General features: G+C 73.0%; 13 protein-coding genes and 1 tRNA gene. 3 read left to right on the forward strand and 11 right to left on the reverse strand.

Features of this window, described 5'->3' with window-relative positions:
* Nucleotides 1–50: 50 nt before the first annotated feature.
* The gene (locus AC07FK_RS16285; RefSeq protein WP_479105544.1) at nt 51–3,557 is read left to right on the forward strand and encodes a S41 family peptidase; all 3,507 of its coding nucleotides are present in this window, start codon (nt 51–53) and stop codon (nt 3,555–3,557) included.
* A 392-nt stretch (nt 3,558–3,949) separates the two neighbouring features.
* On the opposite strand, the gene AC07FK_RS16290 is transcribed toward AC07FK_RS16285, so the two are convergent.
* The 4 genes from AC07FK_RS16290 to AC07FK_RS16305 all read right to left on the reverse strand — a co-directional run bounded on the left by AC07FK_RS16290 (nt 3,950) and on the right by AC07FK_RS16305 (nt 7,799).
* Entirely contained in the window at nt 3,950–4,195 is a 246-nt protein-coding gene (locus AC07FK_RS16290) for a hypothetical protein (protein ID WP_479105545.1), read from the reverse strand.
* 204 nt (nt 4,196–4,399) lie between these two features.
* Entirely contained in the window at nt 4,400–5,281 is an 882-nt protein-coding gene (locus AC07FK_RS16295) for an SDR family oxidoreductase (protein ID WP_453405042.1), read from the reverse strand.
* Nucleotides 5,278–6,216: an alpha/beta fold hydrolase gene (locus tag AC07FK_RS16300; RefSeq protein WP_479105848.1), complete on the reverse strand. Its 939-nt coding sequence runs from the start codon at nt 6,214–6,216 to the stop codon at nt 5,278–5,280. The genes AC07FK_RS16295 and AC07FK_RS16300 overlap by 4 nt, the downstream gene beginning before the upstream one ends.
* An 8-nt stretch (nt 6,217–6,224) precedes the next feature.
* Nucleotides 6,225–7,799, reverse strand: coding sequence for a flavin-containing monooxygenase (locus AC07FK_RS16305; RefSeq protein ID WP_479105546.1), 1,575 nt, complete (start codon nt 7,797–7,799; stop codon nt 6,225–6,227).
* Between the two features lie 164 nt (nt 7,800–7,963).
* Here AC07FK_RS16305 and AC07FK_RS16310 point away from each other — a divergent pair, with 164 nt between their 5' ends.
* Nucleotides 7,964–8,749 carry a MerR family transcriptional regulator gene (locus tag AC07FK_RS16310; protein ID WP_479105849.1) on the forward strand — a complete coding sequence of 262 codons (786 nt, stop codon included), beginning with the start codon at nt 7,964–7,966 and terminating at the stop codon, nt 8,747–8,749.
* On the opposite strand, the gene AC07FK_RS16315 is transcribed toward AC07FK_RS16310, so the two are convergent.
* Nucleotides 8,683–9,492 carry an exodeoxyribonuclease III gene (locus tag AC07FK_RS16315; protein ID WP_479105547.1) on the reverse strand — a complete coding sequence of 270 codons (810 nt, stop codon included), beginning with the start codon at nt 9,490–9,492 and terminating at the stop codon, nt 8,683–8,685. The genes AC07FK_RS16310 and AC07FK_RS16315 overlap by 67 nt on opposite strands.
* A gap of 66 nt (nt 9,493–9,558) precedes the next feature.
* Between AC07FK_RS16315 and AC07FK_RS16320 the strand changes: the two genes are divergently transcribed.
* On the forward strand, nt 9,559–10,041 hold the full coding sequence (locus tag AC07FK_RS16320) for a GNAT family N-acetyltransferase (RefSeq protein ID WP_479105548.1): 483 nt from the start codon (nt 9,559–9,561) through the stop codon (nt 10,039–10,041).
* 129 nt (nt 10,042–10,170) lie between these two features.
* Here AC07FK_RS16320 and AC07FK_RS16325 read toward each other — a convergent pair.
* From AC07FK_RS16325 to glp, 6 genes are all read right to left on the reverse strand, one after another.
* Nucleotides 10,171–10,244, reverse strand: a tRNA-Ala gene (locus AC07FK_RS16325).
* Nucleotides 10,245–10,304: 60 nt separating this feature from the next.
* Nucleotides 10,305–11,417 carry a divisome protein SepX/GlpR gene (gene sepX / locus AC07FK_RS16330; protein WP_479105549.1) on the reverse strand — a complete coding sequence of 371 codons (1,113 nt, stop codon included), beginning with the start codon at nt 11,415–11,417 and terminating at the stop codon, nt 10,305–10,307.
* Nucleotides 11,418–11,581: 164 nt separating this feature from the next.
* A complete protein-coding gene (locus tag AC07FK_RS16335) occupies nt 11,582–12,205 on the reverse strand; it encodes a GNAT family N-acetyltransferase (protein WP_479105850.1) in 624 nt (207 codons plus the stop codon).
* A complete protein-coding gene (locus AC07FK_RS16340) occupies nt 12,202–12,816 on the reverse strand; it encodes a MogA/MoaB family molybdenum cofactor biosynthesis protein (protein ID WP_479105550.1) in 615 nt (204 codons plus the stop codon). The genes AC07FK_RS16335 and AC07FK_RS16340 overlap by 4 nt, the downstream gene beginning before the upstream one ends.
* Entirely contained in the window at nt 12,813–13,292 is a 480-nt protein-coding gene (gene moaC / locus AC07FK_RS16345; RefSeq protein WP_453405049.1) for a cyclic pyranopterin monophosphate synthase MoaC, read from the reverse strand. Before moaC ends, AC07FK_RS16340 begins: the two co-directional genes overlap by 4 nt.
* A gap of 62 nt (nt 13,293–13,354) precedes the next feature.
* Nucleotides 13,355–14,656 carry a molybdotransferase-like divisome protein Glp gene (gene glp, locus AC07FK_RS16350; RefSeq protein WP_479105551.1) on the reverse strand — a complete coding sequence of 434 codons (1,302 nt, stop codon included), beginning with the start codon at nt 14,654–14,656 and terminating at the stop codon, nt 13,355–13,357.
* Nucleotides 14,657–14,660: the final 4 nt, after the last annotated feature.

Here is a 14,660-nt window from a genome sequence, read left to right on the forward strand (position 1 = left end):
GTTCCGCGCCACAAGTTGCCGCGCCCACGGCCCGGGGAAAGCATTGGGGGGTGAGCGACGCACCCGGGTCCGTCGGCCCTCAAGAATCCACGCCCGCCGAGCAGCCCACCGTGGCGGGAGGGGACGTGCCGGGGCGCTCCCCGCAGGGCGTCGAACGCAACCACCCCGACGGAAACGCAGCGGTAGCCGAACGTTCGATGCCCGAGGAGACGCCCCGGCGCGGCACCGACCCGGAAGCCCCCGCGGGCCCCCGCCGCACCGACCCGGAGGTCCCCGACGGCAGCGCCGCCTACCTGCGGTTCCCCCACCTCCACGGCGACCTCCTGTGCTTCGCCGCGGAGGACGACCTCTGGCTGGCCCCCGTCGTCCCGCCCGGCAAACAGCCCGACCGCGCCTGGCGCATCACCGTCGACCGCACGAAGGTGTCCCACCCCCGCTTCTCCCCCGACGGCCGCCACATCGCGTTCACCACCTGGCGCAGCCTGGACCCCGAGGTCCACCTCGCCCCCGTGGACGGCGGCCCCGCCCGCAGGCTCAGCCACTGGGGCTCGCTGGACACCCGCGTCTGCGGCTGGACCCCCGACGGCCCAGACCACCCCGCGCACATCCTCGCGGTCGCCTCCCACGGCCAGCCGTTCTCGCACTTCTCGTGGGCGTACACGCTTCCCACGGACGGCAGCCCAGGCTCCAAGCTGCCCTGGGGCCCGGTCTCCGACATCGCGGTCGCGGACGTCGAGGGCGAGCGCCGTACGCTGCTGCTCACCGGAAAGCCCCCGCACGAGCCCGCCGCGTGGAAGCGCTACCGGGGCGGCGCGACGGGCCGCCTGTGGCTGCACGGCCGGCAACTGCTCCCGGACATCGGCGGACACCTCGACTGCCCGATGTTCGTCGACGGACGCATCGCGTTCCTCTCGGACCACGAGGGCGTCGGCAACCTCTACTCCTGCGCGTACGACGGCACCGACCTGCGCCGCCACACCGACCACGACGCGTTCTACGCCCGGCACGCCTCCAGCGACGGCGCCCGCGTCGTCTACCAGTGCGCGGGCGACCTGTGGCTGGTGGACGACTTGTCCCCCGGTGCGAAACCGCGCCGCCTGGACGTCCGCCTGGGCGGCCCCCGCGCGGGCCGGCGCGCCTACCACGTCCCGGCGGCGGCCAACGTCGACGGCCTCTCGGTCGACACGACGGGCCGCGCGAGCGCGGTGGTGGTCCGGGGCAGCCTGTACTGGCTGACCCACCGCGACGGCCCGGCCCGCACGATCACGGACGTCCCGGGCGTACGGGCCCGGCTGCCCCAGATGCTGGGCGGCGGCGGCCAGGTCGCGTACATCACGGACGCCGAGGGCGAGGACGCCATCGAGATCGCGTACCTGCCCCGCGCGAGCGGCGACCGCGAGCGGCGACGGCTGGCCTCCGGCAGGCTCGGGCGCGTGCACGAGCTGGTGTCGGACCCGGAGGGCGAACGCATCGCGATCGCCTCGCACGACGGCCGGCTGCTCCTCGTCGACGCCTCGGCCGACGCGGACGCGACGGACGACGTCACCGAACTGACGCGCTCCACCAACGGCCCGGTCCGCGACCTGGCGTTCTCCCCGGACGGGGCCTGGCTGACCTGGTCGCACCCCGGCATCGGCCGCACCCTGCGCCAGATCAAGATGGCGAAGATCGAGACGAAGCACATCATCGAGGTCACCAACGGCCGCTTCGAGGACGAGAACCCGGTCTTCACGAGCGACGGCCGCTATCTGGCGTTCCTCTCCTGGCGCGGCTTCGACCCGGTGTACGACGTCCACACCGGCGACCTGTCGTTCCCCCTGGGCTGCCGCCCCTACCTCGTACCGCTCTCCTCCGCGACACCGTCGCCCTTCGCGCTGTCCGCGGAGGGCCGGCCGGCGGCGGGCGGACTCGACCCGGTGGAGGGCGAGGAGAGCGAGAGCACCGACGGCATGACGGTCCTGGTCGAGGTGGAGGGCCTGCCGAACCGGGTGACGCCGTTCCCGGTGGCCGCGAGCAAGTATTCGGGGCTGCAGCCCGTCTCCGGCGGCGGACTGGTCTGGCTGCGCTGGCCCATCTCGGGGGCGCTCGGCGAGACGTTCGCCAACCCGGCGGACATGTCGGGCCGCCCGACCCTCGAACACTTCAACCTCACCAAGGCGCGCAAGACGGAACTCGTCGACCACCTGGACTGGTTCACGGTCAGCGGCGACGGTTCACGGCTGGTGGTCATGGACGAGGGCGAGCTGCGTGCCGTCCCCGCCACCGAGTCCGGCGACAGCGACAGCACGGTCTACCTGGACCTGCGGCGCATCCTGCACCAGGTCGACCCCGAGGCGCAGTGGCGGCAGGCGTACGCGGAGGCGGGCCGCATCGTGCGGGCGTACTTCTGGGAGCCGCGGATGGGCGGCATCGACTGGGACGCGATCCTCGACCAGTACCGTCCGCTGCTCGAACGCGTCGCCACGCCCGACGAGTTCGCCGACCTGCTGCGTGAGGTCCTGGGCGAGCTGGGCACCTCGCACGCCTACGTCGCCGCCGCGCGCCGCAACGAGGGCCCGCCGCACTACCAGCGGGCCATGGGACTGCTCGGCGCGAACTTCGTGTGCCGCGAAGGGGAGTGGCTGGTACGCCGCATCCTGCCCGGCGAGTCGTCCGACTCCAAGGCACGGTCGCCGCTCGCCGGTACGGGCATCCGGGAGGGCGCGGTCCTCACGCACGTGGACGGCCGGCCGGTGGATCCGGTGGCGGGCCCGTACCCCCTCCTGGCGGCGGCCGGGGGCACGACGGTGGAGCTGACGTTCCGGCCGGCGGAGGGCGGCGGCCCGGCGCGCCGGGTCGCGATCGTCCCGCTGATCGACGAGCGCCCCCTGCGTTACCAGGACTGGGTCGCCAAACGCCGGGAGGTGGTGAGGGAGTTGAGCGACGGCAAGTGCGGCTACCTGCACATCCCCGACATGGGCGGCTCGGGCTGGGCGCAGTTCAACCGCGACCTGCGGATGGAGGTGTCGCGCCCGGCCCTGATCGTCGACGTGCGCGGCAACGCGGGCGGCAACATCAGCGAGCTGGTCGTCGAGAAACTCACCCGCACGATCATCGGATGGGACCTGACGCGGAACGCGGACCCGGTGTCGTACGCCTCGAACGGCCCCCGGGGGCCGGTGGTGGCGCTCGCCGACGAGGCGACGTCGTCGGACGGCGACATGATCACGGCGGCGTTCAAACTGCTCGGCCTGGGGCCGGTGGTGGGACAGCGCACGTGGGGCGGAGTGGTGGGCATGACCGGCCGCCACACGCTGGGCGACGGCACGGTGATCACGGTGCCGATGAACGCGGCGTGGTTCGACGCGTACGGCTGGTCGGTGGAGAACCACGGCGTGGAGCCGGACATCGCGGTGCTGCGCACGCCGCTGGACTGGGCGGAGGGGCGCCAGGCACAGCTCGGCGACGCGGTGCAGGTGGCGCTGGACCTGCTGGCGGAGCGCCCGGCGGCCACGCCGCCGACCTACACGGACGTCCCGGACAAGACCCGCCCGCCCCTGCCGCCGCGCAGCACCTGACCGGCTCGCGCGACGACCCGCCGACGCCGCGCCCGTCATGTCGGCCACCCCGCCCAGCCGTCGGAGGGGAGACCGGGCAGGCGCAGCGCACCGGCCTGCGGCCAGCGGCACGAAGCAGCCACGCGCCAACGGCTCGCACCCCGACGGAAACCCGCGCTTTCGCCGCCCCCTCCAGCACGCGGGCGGTGTGGGGCAGGGGCACGGCGCGGGCGGACGGGAGCGCCGGGCGAAGCCCCTCGCACTCGCGGGCCCCCGCAGCGGGCCGCCCACTGCCACCACCCACCCACCGCCGCCACGCGAAAGAGCGCACCCGTGGTGATCCGGGTGCGCTCTTCCCCTCCGCGAGGCCGTGCAGCGCGAAACCGCGCTGCACGGCCCCACGTCAAGACCAGTTACCGGTAACGCTCCTGGCCCGCGTCCCGCTCGTCGTCGAGGAGCGTGTCCTCGCCCACGCCCAGGTCGCGGTCCTCCCGCGCCCGGCGCATCCGCTCCGACGCCGCGTCCGGCGTCGCACCGCGCGAAACACGGTCGCCCGGCTCGCGCTGCGCGCCCTGGTCGCCCTGCTTCCGCTGCTTGGCCTGCTTCGCCTGGTCCGCGAGCTCCTGCGCCTTGTCCTTGAACTGGTCTGCAATACCCATGAGGGTCGCTCCTATTGGGGTGTGCGGGGGGGGCGGACGTTTCCGCCCCCGGTGGAACCTCGACCAGACTGACACGACCGGACATTCAGCGCATTTCGATCACTCCGGCCGAACTCGAAGCCGCACCCCGAGCCGAACTCGAAGCCGCACCCCGACCCGAATCCGACCCGCCCCGGGAGCCGGCCTCGAAGCCGCCCCCACCCCCTACCGCTCCGCCCGCGCCTTCTCGTCCGCCTCGCCCCCCGCCCCCACGAGCCCGGTCGAAACCCCCGCCAGCCGCGGCTCGAACCGCTTCATCTCCCGCTGGCCCACCACCCCGATGAGCGCGGGCAGGTACCCCCGTACGGACTGCATCCCCCGCAGCCACCACTGGGCGTACACGTGCGACGAGCGCCGCTCTATCCCGGCCACGATCCGGTCCACCGCCGGACCGAGCGGGTACGTCCGGTTCGAGGGCCACGGCAGCCGCTGCCGCAGCTCCCGCATCACGTCGTCCCGGTCCGCGCCCCGCACCATGTCGGTGTCGGTCCACGACAGGTATCCGACGCCGACCCGCACACCCCGGTACCCGACCTCCGCCCGCAGCGAGTGCGCGAACGCCTCGACGCCCGACTTGGACGCGCAGTACGCCGTCATCATCGGCGCCGGGGTGATCGCGGCCAGCGACGCGATCTGCAGGAAGTACCCCCGGCTCTCCATGAGCACCGGCAGGAACGCCCGTCCCGTCACCGCCCCGCCGATCAGGTTGACTTCGATGACCCGCCGCCAGGCGACCGGGTCGGAGTCCACGAACGGCCCACCGGAGGCGACGCCCGCGTTGGCGACGACGATGTCGACCTTCCCGAACCGCTCCTTCACCTCCCGCGCGACCCGCGCCATCGCCTCGTGGTCGGTGACGTCGGCGTGCCACCAGTGCGCCTCGGCGTGGAGCCGGCCCGCCACCGCCTTCAGCTCGTCCGGCTCCAGGCCGACCAGCGCCACCTTCGCGCCGCGCGCCGACAGCTTGCGGGCCAGCAGCTCGCCCACTCCGCGCGCCGCACCCGTGACGACCGCGACCTGTCCTTCGAGGCTCTGCCTGCTGCTCATACGGCCTGCTCCTTCTCTTCCTGGTCGGCCACCACGGCCGGAAGTGCGACGTACGTGCTGACCAGTTCCCGGAGCTTCGCCGTGACGGCCTCCGGCGCTTCCACCGGCGTCATGTGCCCGACCCCGGTCAGCACGGTGAGCCCCAGCGAATGCGGCAGCGCGGCCTCGATCTCGCGGGCGTGGACGGGCGGCGTCAGCCGGTCGGCGGTCCCCGCGACGACGGCGGTGGGCACGGTCAACTCCCCTATGCCCGTGGTGAGATCGAGCTCTCCCAGAACGTGCGACCAGGCCACCCGCGCCGCACGTGGACAGGCGTGGACGATGCGGGCGCACTGCGCCACCCGCTCCGGCGAGGCCCCGGGCCCCATCGTCGCGTACTTGAGGATCTTCATGGACAGCGGCGTGACGGGCCCCAGTGGCGCCCGCGCACCCAGCACCGCCCGCGTGATCCGCGTCCGCAGCCGCCCGGCGCGCAGCGGCAGTACGAGCGACTCGGCGACCAGCCGCGCACTGCCCGTGCTGCACAGCAGAACAGCCGCCGCGTGCTCACGGAACCCGGGCCGCCCGGCGGCCGCCATGATCGTCATGCCGCCCATGGAGTGCCCGGCCACGACGGCCCGCTCGCCCGGCGCGAGCGCGGCGGCGAGCACCGCTTCGAGGTCGTCGGCCAGCGCGTCGGTGCTGTAGCCGTCGCGCCCGACCGCCGGCGAACGCCCGTGGCCCCGCTGGTCGTAGACCACGACGCGGTGATCGCCCGCGCCGACCAGCTCGCGTATCTGCGCCGACCAGAAGAGCGTCGAACAGGTCCAGCCGTGCGCCAGGACGAGCGCGGGGGCGCCTTCGGGGCCGTACACCTCCACATGCAGGCGCGAGCCGTCGGCGGAGACGGCGGTCAGCTCGCGCGAGGCGATGAGCGGCTCACCCGCGCCCTTCATCAGCCGGCTCACGCGACAGCCTCCGCGGTCTCGGTCGCGGCGCCCTCGCCGTGACCGGTCCCGGCCGTATCCCCGGCCCCGGCCCCGGCGGCGACGACCACCGGGCCGTCCGCCGCCGCGCGGACGACCTCGTACTCCGCGAGGTTGACCACCCGCGTCGCGCGCCGGAACTCGCTCGGCGTGCCGGGCCAGATCGTCGTGTTGCGTCCGTTCGCGTCCAGGTACCAGCTGTCGCAGCCGCCCGTGTTCCACACGGTCCGCTTCATCCGGTCCTGCACCCGCCGGTTCCACGCGTGCACGGCGGACGGCCGCGCCGCGAGCGCCGCCCGGCCGCCCAGCACCCGCAACTGGCGCATGTAGTCGGCCAGGTAGTTGAGCTGGGACTCGATCATCAGGATCATCGAGCTGTTCCCCAGGCCCGTGTTGGGGCCGATGATCGTCATCCAGTTGGGGAAGCCGGCCGCGGTCGCGCCGCGCAGCGACTCCATCCCGTCCTTCCACGCCTCGGCGAGCGTGATGCCGTCCGCACCGACGACGCGTTCGGCGATCGGCATGTCGGTGACGTGGAAGCCCGTGCCGAAGACGATCGCGTCGACCTCGGCCTCCGTCCCGTCGGCCGCCACGACCGTCGACCCGCGCACCTCCTTCAGCCCGGAGGCCACCACGTCAACATTGCGCTGCGCGAGCGCCGGGTAGTACGAACTGGACAGCAGGATGCGCTTGCAGCCGATCCGGTACGACGGCGTCAGCTTGGCCCGCAGCTCCGGGTCCTTGATCGCTTTGGCCATGTTGGCCTTGGCGAGCGCCTCGACGGCCCCCAGCTGGTTGGGATGCTTGGTGAAAGCGGTGACCTGCAACTCCCTGATGCCGAAGAGCAGTCCGCGCCGGGCCTTCGCGGTGAACGGCAGCTGCCGGTGCAGCCAGCGCTCCGGCCCGGTGATCGTCCGGTCCATGCGCGGCATGACCCACGGCGCGGTCCGCTGGAAGACAGTCAGCTTCGCCACATCGGGCTGGATCGACGGCACGATCTGGATCGCCGAGGCACCCGTGCCGATCATCGCGACGCGCTTGCCGCGCAGGTCGTAGTCGTGGTCCCACCGCGCCGAGTGGAAGACCTTGCCGGGGAAGCCGTCGAGCCCCGGGACGTCGGGGACCTTAGGGTCCGACAGGGGCCCGGTCGCGGACACCACGACGTCGGCGCTCAGCTTCCCGCGCGCGGTCTCGATCTCCCAGCGCAGCGCGTCGCCGTCCCAGCGCATCATCTTCACTTCGTGGTCGAGCCGGATGTGCGGCCGCAGCCCGAAGGTGTCGGTGACGTGCTCCAGGTACGCCCTGATGTGCTCCTGGCCGGAGAAGGTGCGGGGCCAGTCGGGGTTGGGCGCGAACGAGAACGAGTACAGGTGGGACGGCACGTCGCACGCGCAGCCCGGATAGCTGTTGTCGCGCCAGGTGCCGCCCACCGCGTCGGCGCGCTCCAGGACGACGAAGTCGGTGATCCCCTCGCGGCGCAGCCGGACGGCTGCGCCCAGGCCGCCGAATCCGGATCCGATCACCGCCACTCGTACGTGCTCGTGCTCGGCCATGCCGACGCCTCCCGCGCTCCCACGACTCTGCCAGCAATCACTGGCACGATCTGGAGAGTAGAGCAGGGCCGTACTCATGGGTAGGGGTCGGACCGGAGAAAGTTACCGGCGGTAGAACATAGGCTTCCCACGTGGACGAAGCCGCAGAAGCCCGCGAGTACCGCATGGAGGAGCTGGCCAGGAAGGCCGGCATCACGGTGCGCACCCTGCGCTTCTACCGCGAGCGCAAGCTGCTGCCGCCACCGCGCCGCGAGGGCCGGATCGCCTGGTACGACGACCGCCACCTGGCCCGGCTGCGCACCATCGCGGCGCTGCTGGAGCGCGGCCACACCCTCAACGGCATCGCGGACCTCGCCAGCACCTTCGAGAGCGGCCGCGGCGTCGGCGAGCTCTTCGGCGTGGGCGAGGACGCCGCTCCCGTCACCTGGACCGAGGAGACGCCGGTCCGGCTCACGCCCGAGGACCTCGCCGACCACTTCGCGGGCGAGGTCACCGCGGAGAACCTCGCCGCCGCCCTCGACCTCGGTTATCTCGCCACTGACGGCGAGGAGATCGTCCACATCAGCCGCCGCCTGCTGGACGTGTCGGCGGCCCTGGTGCGCGAGGGGGTGCCGCTGGCCGCCGTGCTCCAGGCGGGCCGCGAGGTGCGTGAGCACACGACGGCCATGGCGGAGATCTTCGCCGCCATGGTCCGCTCCCACCTCGCCGGGGAGGAGGCGCGGACGGAGGGCGGACCGGCCGGCGGCGGCGCGGCCGCCCGGCGCCAGTCGGCCCTGGAACGCCTGCGCCCCCTCGCCAAGAGCGTCGTCGAGGCCGAGCTCTCCATGGCGCTCGACCGCCTGCTCAGGGCCGAGAAGGACGCCCCCGCGCCCGACTCCGGCGGTCAGCCGCCGAGCGGCTGCCCGAAGACCGCGGTCACCGGCGCGTGGTCCGACCAGCGCAGGTCATAACTGGCCGCCCGTTCGACGTACGCCTTGGCCGCCCGGCCCGCGAGGCCCGGCGTCGCCACCGCGTAGTCGATACGCCATCCCGAGTCGTTGTCGAAGGCCTTCCCGCGGTACGACCACCAGGTGTACGGCCCCTCCTGCCCGGGGTGCAGCGCGCGCACCACGTCGACGTATCCCGCCTCGTCGAACACCCGTGACAGCCAGGCGCGCTCCTCCGGCAGGAAGCCGGAGGACTTGCGGTTGGCCTTCCAGTTCCTGAGGTCGGCCTCCTGGTGGGCGATGTTCCAGTCGCCGCAGACGAGCACTTCACGGCCGCCCGCGGCCGCGCTCTCCTTCAGGCCCTTCAGGTACGGCAGGAACTCGTCCATGAACCGGACCTTCTCGTCCTGCCGCTCGGTGCCGACCTCACCGGAGGGCAGGTACAGGCTGGCGACCGTGACGCCCGGCAGGTCCGCCTCGACGTACCGCCCGCTCCCGTCGAACTCGGCGCTGCCGAATCCGACCCGCACCCGGTCCGGCTCGCGCCGCGTGTAGAGCGAGACGCCCGCCCGCCCCTTGGCCGCGGCCGGCGCGTGCACGACGTGCCAGCCGTCCGGGTCGCGGACCTCCTCCGGGAGCTGCTGCGGCTCCGCCCGCACCTCCTGGAGGCAGATCACATCGGCGTCGGTTTCGGCCAACCAGGGCACAAAGCCCTTCTTGGCGGCGGCACGCAGGCCGTTAACATTCACGGAGGTCACAGTGAGCATCCCGGCACAATACAGACACCGGGAAATCGTCCGGCACCGGACCCGCATAGAAGTACGCTGATACGCATGCATATACATCCGCGCCCGTACGACCACCCCGACGCGATGAAGCTCGATGCCGAAGTGCAGCAGGAGTACATCCAGCGCTACAACGGCGAGGGCGACACGACACCGCTCGATCCCTCCATGTTCCGCCCCCCGGTGGGCCTCTTCCTCATCGCGTACGACGCCGAGGAGCGCCCGGTCGCCTCCGGCGCCTGGCGTTCCCAGGACGAGAACGGCGAGGGGTACGCGGACGGCGACGCCGAGATCAAGCGCATGTACGTCCGGCCCGAGAGCCGCGGCATCGGCCTGGCCCGCCGGATCCTCGCCGCCCTGGAGGACGACGCCCGCGCGGCCGGCCGCACCCGGATGGTGCTGGAGACGGGCACGCAGCAGCCGGAGGCCATCGCCCTCTACGTGTCGAGCGGTTACGCCCCCACCGCGAAGTTCGGCCACTTCCGCGAGTACGAGGACAGCCGCTGCTTCGCCAAGCCGCTGGAGCTGTGACGCTCCCTCAGCCCCTGTGGCGTACGCCACCGAAGAGCCTTCTGTGGCGTACGCCACCCGGATGCCTTTGCGGTACGGCACACCAAAGAGCCCCAGCCGGATCTCTCCGACTGGGGCTCTGAGCTGCGGTGGACCTGTGGGGATTTGAACCCCAGACCCCCTCGATGCGAACGAGGTGCGCTACCAGACTGCGCCACAGGCCCTTGCAACGAGTGAAACTTTAGCACCTCGATCGGGGTGCTCGGTAATCCGCTCTCCGAAGATCATTCGTTGACGGCCCGGGGCCGGTCCCCGTCCTCGTACTGGTCGAAGAGCGGCGTGCGTCCACGGCCCCGGTCGCGTCGGCCTGGGTTCGTCCGGCGGCCCTGAGCGGGGTCGGCGACGGGCGGCGCTTCGGGGGCGGGGGTCGGCTCGGCCGTGCTGGAGCGGGCGGAGCTCCAGGTGCCCGGGTCGCCGAAGTCGACGCTGCCGGTGGCGCGCGGCGCCACGGGGGCGGTGACGTACGTCGGCAGCGGGACCGGGACCGGGTCCCAGCTCTCGCCGCAGGCCGCGCCGCGCTCACGTTCGCGCTGCTGGTCCACCCACTCCGCGTGGTCCGTCTGCTCCACCAGCGCGCGGCGGCCGGCCTCCTGCGGCGAGACCGCGGGCGCCGGCTCGGGTTCGGGGCGTACGACAGGCTCCTCGTCCGGCTCCGCGGAGACCGGCCGACGGCCCGGGTGCGGACGGCGCTCGCGCAGCCGCTGCGCCGCCGCCTCCGCCCTGCGCCGGTCCATGGTGAAGGCGAAACGCCGCCGCTCGGTGGTCCGCAGATGCACGATGTACGTGCTCAGCAGCACGGCGGGGACGGCCGGGGCCCAGAGGAACCGCAGCCCGCCGACCGCCGCGACGATCGTGCCGAGAGTGAAGGCGAGGAAGAGGATCACGGTGGTGCGCCGACGGCGCGCGAGAACCTTCGAGCGCCGGGCGCGTTCGGCGGCAGCGCTCGCTGCGCGCGCACGCCGTTGCGCCCTCGCGGTCTCCCGCGCGCCCTCCCGGGCACTCTCGCGCGCCTGCTCCCGCGCGTCCTCCCGGACGGCGGGGCGCTCGGCCGCCTGGGCCGGGGGCACGGCGAAGGCCCGGACGTCGACGGAACTCAATCGATCCGTGACGGCGTCCGGGTCCACGTCGGTCTCCGCCTCACCCGCGGCGCGTTCCTGGAGCTCCCTGGCGTATCGGCGCTCCATTGCCGCCCGTCCGGACAGCAGCCGGATGGCGGTGCTGAAGCGTTCCGTCGGACGGGCTTCGTTGAGCTCGTCCTGCCTGCGGAGCCACATCGGCACCAAGTAGGCGGCCCAGGCCCCGACGATGACTGCGTAGATCAGGCCGCTGCTGCTCACACCCCACACCGTAGAGGGGTTCGCGCAAGCCCATCCGCCAATTGAGCCGGTGTGTCGCACGATCTGGCTGATAACTCGAACTTTTTTGTGACTGATCGGATCAACAGGCTGCTTTGTGCGCCCTTTTGCAGTCACCTGGCGACGAAATTCGAACACCTATTTCATTACGGCGCGGTGCCAGGTCGTGCCTGGTGCCAGCGGTTCAGCATGCCCTCGGGCACTTCCTCCGCCGTGAGCGCGTAGACCAGATGGTCACGCCACCCGCCGTCGATGTGGAGATATCGGGGGCGCAGCCCTTCCTGGCGGAATCCGAGTTTCTCCACGACCCTGCGGCTGGGCGTGTTCTCGGGGCGAATGCAGACCTCGATGCGGTGCAGACCGACCGTGCGGAAGCAGTGGTCGACGGCGAGCGCGACCGCCGTGGGCATCACCCCGCGGCCCGCCACGTCGCGGTCCACCCAGTAACCGACGTGCCCCGAGCACATCGACCCCCAGGTGATCCCGGCGACCGTCAACTGGCCGACGAGCCGGCCCCGGTACTCGATGACGAAGGGCAGCATCCGGCCCGCGTTCGCCTCGGACCGCAGGTGGCGGACCATCTGGCGGTACGTGGGACGCTGCGCCACCGGGCCCGCCGGCGCGGGCGGCGGGACGGTCGCCTCCCAGGGGCGCAGCCACTCCCGGTTGCGCCGGTTCACCTCGCGCCAGCTGGACTGGTCGCGCAGCTTTATCGGGCGGAGGGTGACATCGCCGTCGGCCAGCTCGACGGGCCAGGACGAAGCGTTCAGCTCTGGCTCCCGGGCAGGGGGGACCCGGAGCCGGAACCGGGGTGGTCGGCGCCCCGGATCTGGTCCACGGCGTGCGGCAGGAGGCGTTCCAGGACCGCCAGCCCGTCCCACACGCCACCGGTGGAGCCCGGCAGGTTCACGATCAGGGTCCGGCCCGCCACGCCGGCCAGCCCACGGGAGAGCGCGGCGGTCGGGACCTTTCCGAGCCCCTCGGCGCGGATCGCCTCGGGAATGCCCGGGACGTCGTAGTCCAGCACGCGCCGGGTGGCTTCGGGGGTGCGGTCGGTCGGCGAGATGCCGGTGCCGCCCGTGGTGAGGATGACGTCGTACGCGGCGGCGACGCCGGCCCGCAGGGCCTGCTCCACCGGGTCGCCGTCCGGCACCACCTGCGGGCCCTCGACCGCGAAGCCCAGACCGCGCAGGCCCTCGGCGAGGATCGGTCCGCCCCGGTCCTCGTAGACGCCGGCGGAGGCGCGGTTGGAGGCCGTCACCACGAGGGCGCGGCGCGGCTCACCCGGCGCGGCGGCGGCCGTTTCGGGTGCGGCGCCGGCATCGGGCGCCGGCTCGTGGCTGTGGCTGTGGCTGTAGACCTCTCCACCACGAGGGCTCATGACCGGCTCCAGTCGCCGGACTTGCCGCCCGTCTTCTCCTCGACGCGTACGTCGGTGATGACCGCGGCCTTGTCGACCGCCTTCACCATGTCGATCACGGTGAGCGCGGCGACGGTGACCGCGGTCAGCGCCTCCATCTCGACGCCCGTCCGGTCCGTCGTCCGCACGGTGGCGGCGATCTCCACGGCGTCGTCGGCCACCGCGAGATCCAGCTTCACGCCGGATAGGGCGAGCGGGTGGCAGAGGGGGATCAGGTCGGGCGTGCGCTTGGCGCCCATGATGCCCGCGATGCGGGCGGTGGCGAGGGCGTCGCCCTTGGGGACCCCCTCGCCGCGCAGCAGCTCGACGACGCGCGGCGCGACAAGGACGCGTCCGGTGGCGCGCGCGGTGCGCGCGGTGACGTCCTTCGCCGAGACGTCGACCATGCGGGCAGCCCCCGCCTCGTCGATGTGCGTGAGCCGATCGTGCGTACTCATTACGTGTGGCGCTCCCGGTCAGGGCCTGTGAGGGCAGACACGCTACCCCCACCCGGCCCCGGTCAGCCGAGCAGGACCACGTCGGTCTCGGCGCCGGGCTCCAGCTCGGTGGTGTCCTCCGGGACGACGATCAGGGCGTCGGCGTGGGCGAGAGCCGCGACCAGGTGTGACCCGGTGCCGCCGACGGGGGCGACGGCGCCCGTGTGCGCGTCGTAGGTCCCGCGCAGGAACTGGCGCTTTCCGGACGGCGAGGCCAGCGGCTTGTCGGCGCTCAGCGTGGCGCGGGCCGTGGGGCGGTGCACGTCCTTCAGGCCCATCAGGGCGCGGATCGCCGGGCGCACGAAGAGCTCGAAGGAGACGTACGAGGAGACCGGGTTGCCCGGGAGGGCGAGCAGGGGGGTGTGCTCGGGGCCGATGGAGCCGAACCCCTGGGGCTTGCCGGGCTGCATGGCGAGCTTGCGGAAGTCGACGCCGCCGCCGGGCTCGTCCCCGTCCCCCACGGACGACAGCGCTTCCTTGACCACGTCGTACGCGCCGACGCTGACGCCGCCGGTCGTGACGATCATGTCGGCGCGGATCAGCTGGTCCTCGATGGTCGCGCGGAGCGTGTCGGCGTCGTCGGTGACCGCGCCGACGCGGTAGGCGATGGCGCCCGCGTCCCGGGCGGCGGCGGTCAGGGCGAAGCTGTTGGAGTCGAAGATCTGGCCGGCGGCCAACCGCTCGCCGGGCTGCACCAGTTCGCTGCCGGTCGACAGGACGACGACGCGGGGGCGGGGCCTGACCCTGACCGTGGCGCGGCCGATCGCGGCGAGCAGGCCGATCTGGGGCGGACCCAGGACCGTACCGGCCGCCAGCGCCGGGTCGCCGGCCTGGACGTCGCTGCCGCGCGCGCGGACGTGCGCCCGCGCCTCGACGGGGCGGTGGACCCGGACCTCGCCGCTCGCTCCCTCGGGGGCGCCGCTCGCGGCGCGCATCGTGACGGCCGGTCCGCCGCCCGTGCCCCCGTCGGTCCATTCGACCGGGACGACGGCCTCGGCGCCCGGCGGCAGCGGGGCGCCGGTCATGATGCGGGCGGCCTCGCCGGGGCCGACGCTCAGCGTCTCGCCGCTGCCCGCCGCCACGTCACCAATGACGGTGAGGACGGCGGGGAACTCCTCGCTCGCGCCCGCGACATCGCTCGTACGGACCGCGTATCCGTCCATCGAGCTGTTGTCGAAGGGGGGCAGCGCGATCTGGACCGTGATGTCCTCGACGAGGACGCAGCCCTGCGCGTCGAGAAGTTGCAGCTCGATGGGCTCGAGCGGCTTCACCGCGGCGAGGATGTCCTCAAGGTGCTCGTCGACAGACCAGATCGTGCTGCTCAAGGTG

The sequence above is a fragment of the Streptomyces sp. NPDC046122 genome, assembly GCF_056429965.1.

Bases quoted from the DNA above. Each gene is read 5' to 3' on its own strand.
- AC07FK_RS16290 (WP_479105545.1), bottom strand. From the start codon at position 4,195: ATGGGTATTGCAGACCAGTTCAAGGACAAGGCGCAGGAGCTCGCGGAC.
- AC07FK_RS16295 (WP_453405042.1), bottom strand. From the start codon at position 5,281: ATGAGCAGCAGGCAGAGCCTCGAAGGACAGGTCGCGGTCGTCACGGGT.
- AC07FK_RS16300 (WP_479105848.1), bottom strand. From the start codon at position 6,216: ATGAAGGGCGCGGGTGAGCCGCTCATCGCCTCGCGCGAGCTGACCGCC.
- AC07FK_RS16305 (WP_479105546.1), bottom strand. From the start codon at position 7,799: ATGGCCGAGCACGAGCACGTACGAGTGGCGGTGATCGGATCCGGATTC.
- AC07FK_RS16310 (WP_479105849.1), top strand. From the start codon at position 7,964: ATGGAGGAGCTGGCCAGGAAGGCCGGCATCACGGTGCGCACCCTGCGC.
- AC07FK_RS16315 (WP_479105547.1), bottom strand. From the start codon at position 9,492: ATGCTCACTGTGACCTCCGTGAATGTTAACGGCCTGCGTGCCGCCGCC.
- AC07FK_RS16320 (WP_479105548.1), top strand. From the start codon at position 9,559: ATGCATATACATCCGCGCCCGTACGACCACCCCGACGCGATGAAGCTC.
- AC07FK_RS16340 (WP_479105550.1), bottom strand. From the start codon at position 12,816: ATGAGCCCTCGTGGTGGAGAGGTCTACAGCCACAGCCACAGCCACGAG.
- moaC (WP_453405049.1), bottom strand. From the start codon at position 13,292: ATGAGTACGCACGATCGGCTCACGCACATCGACGAGGCGGGGGCTGCC.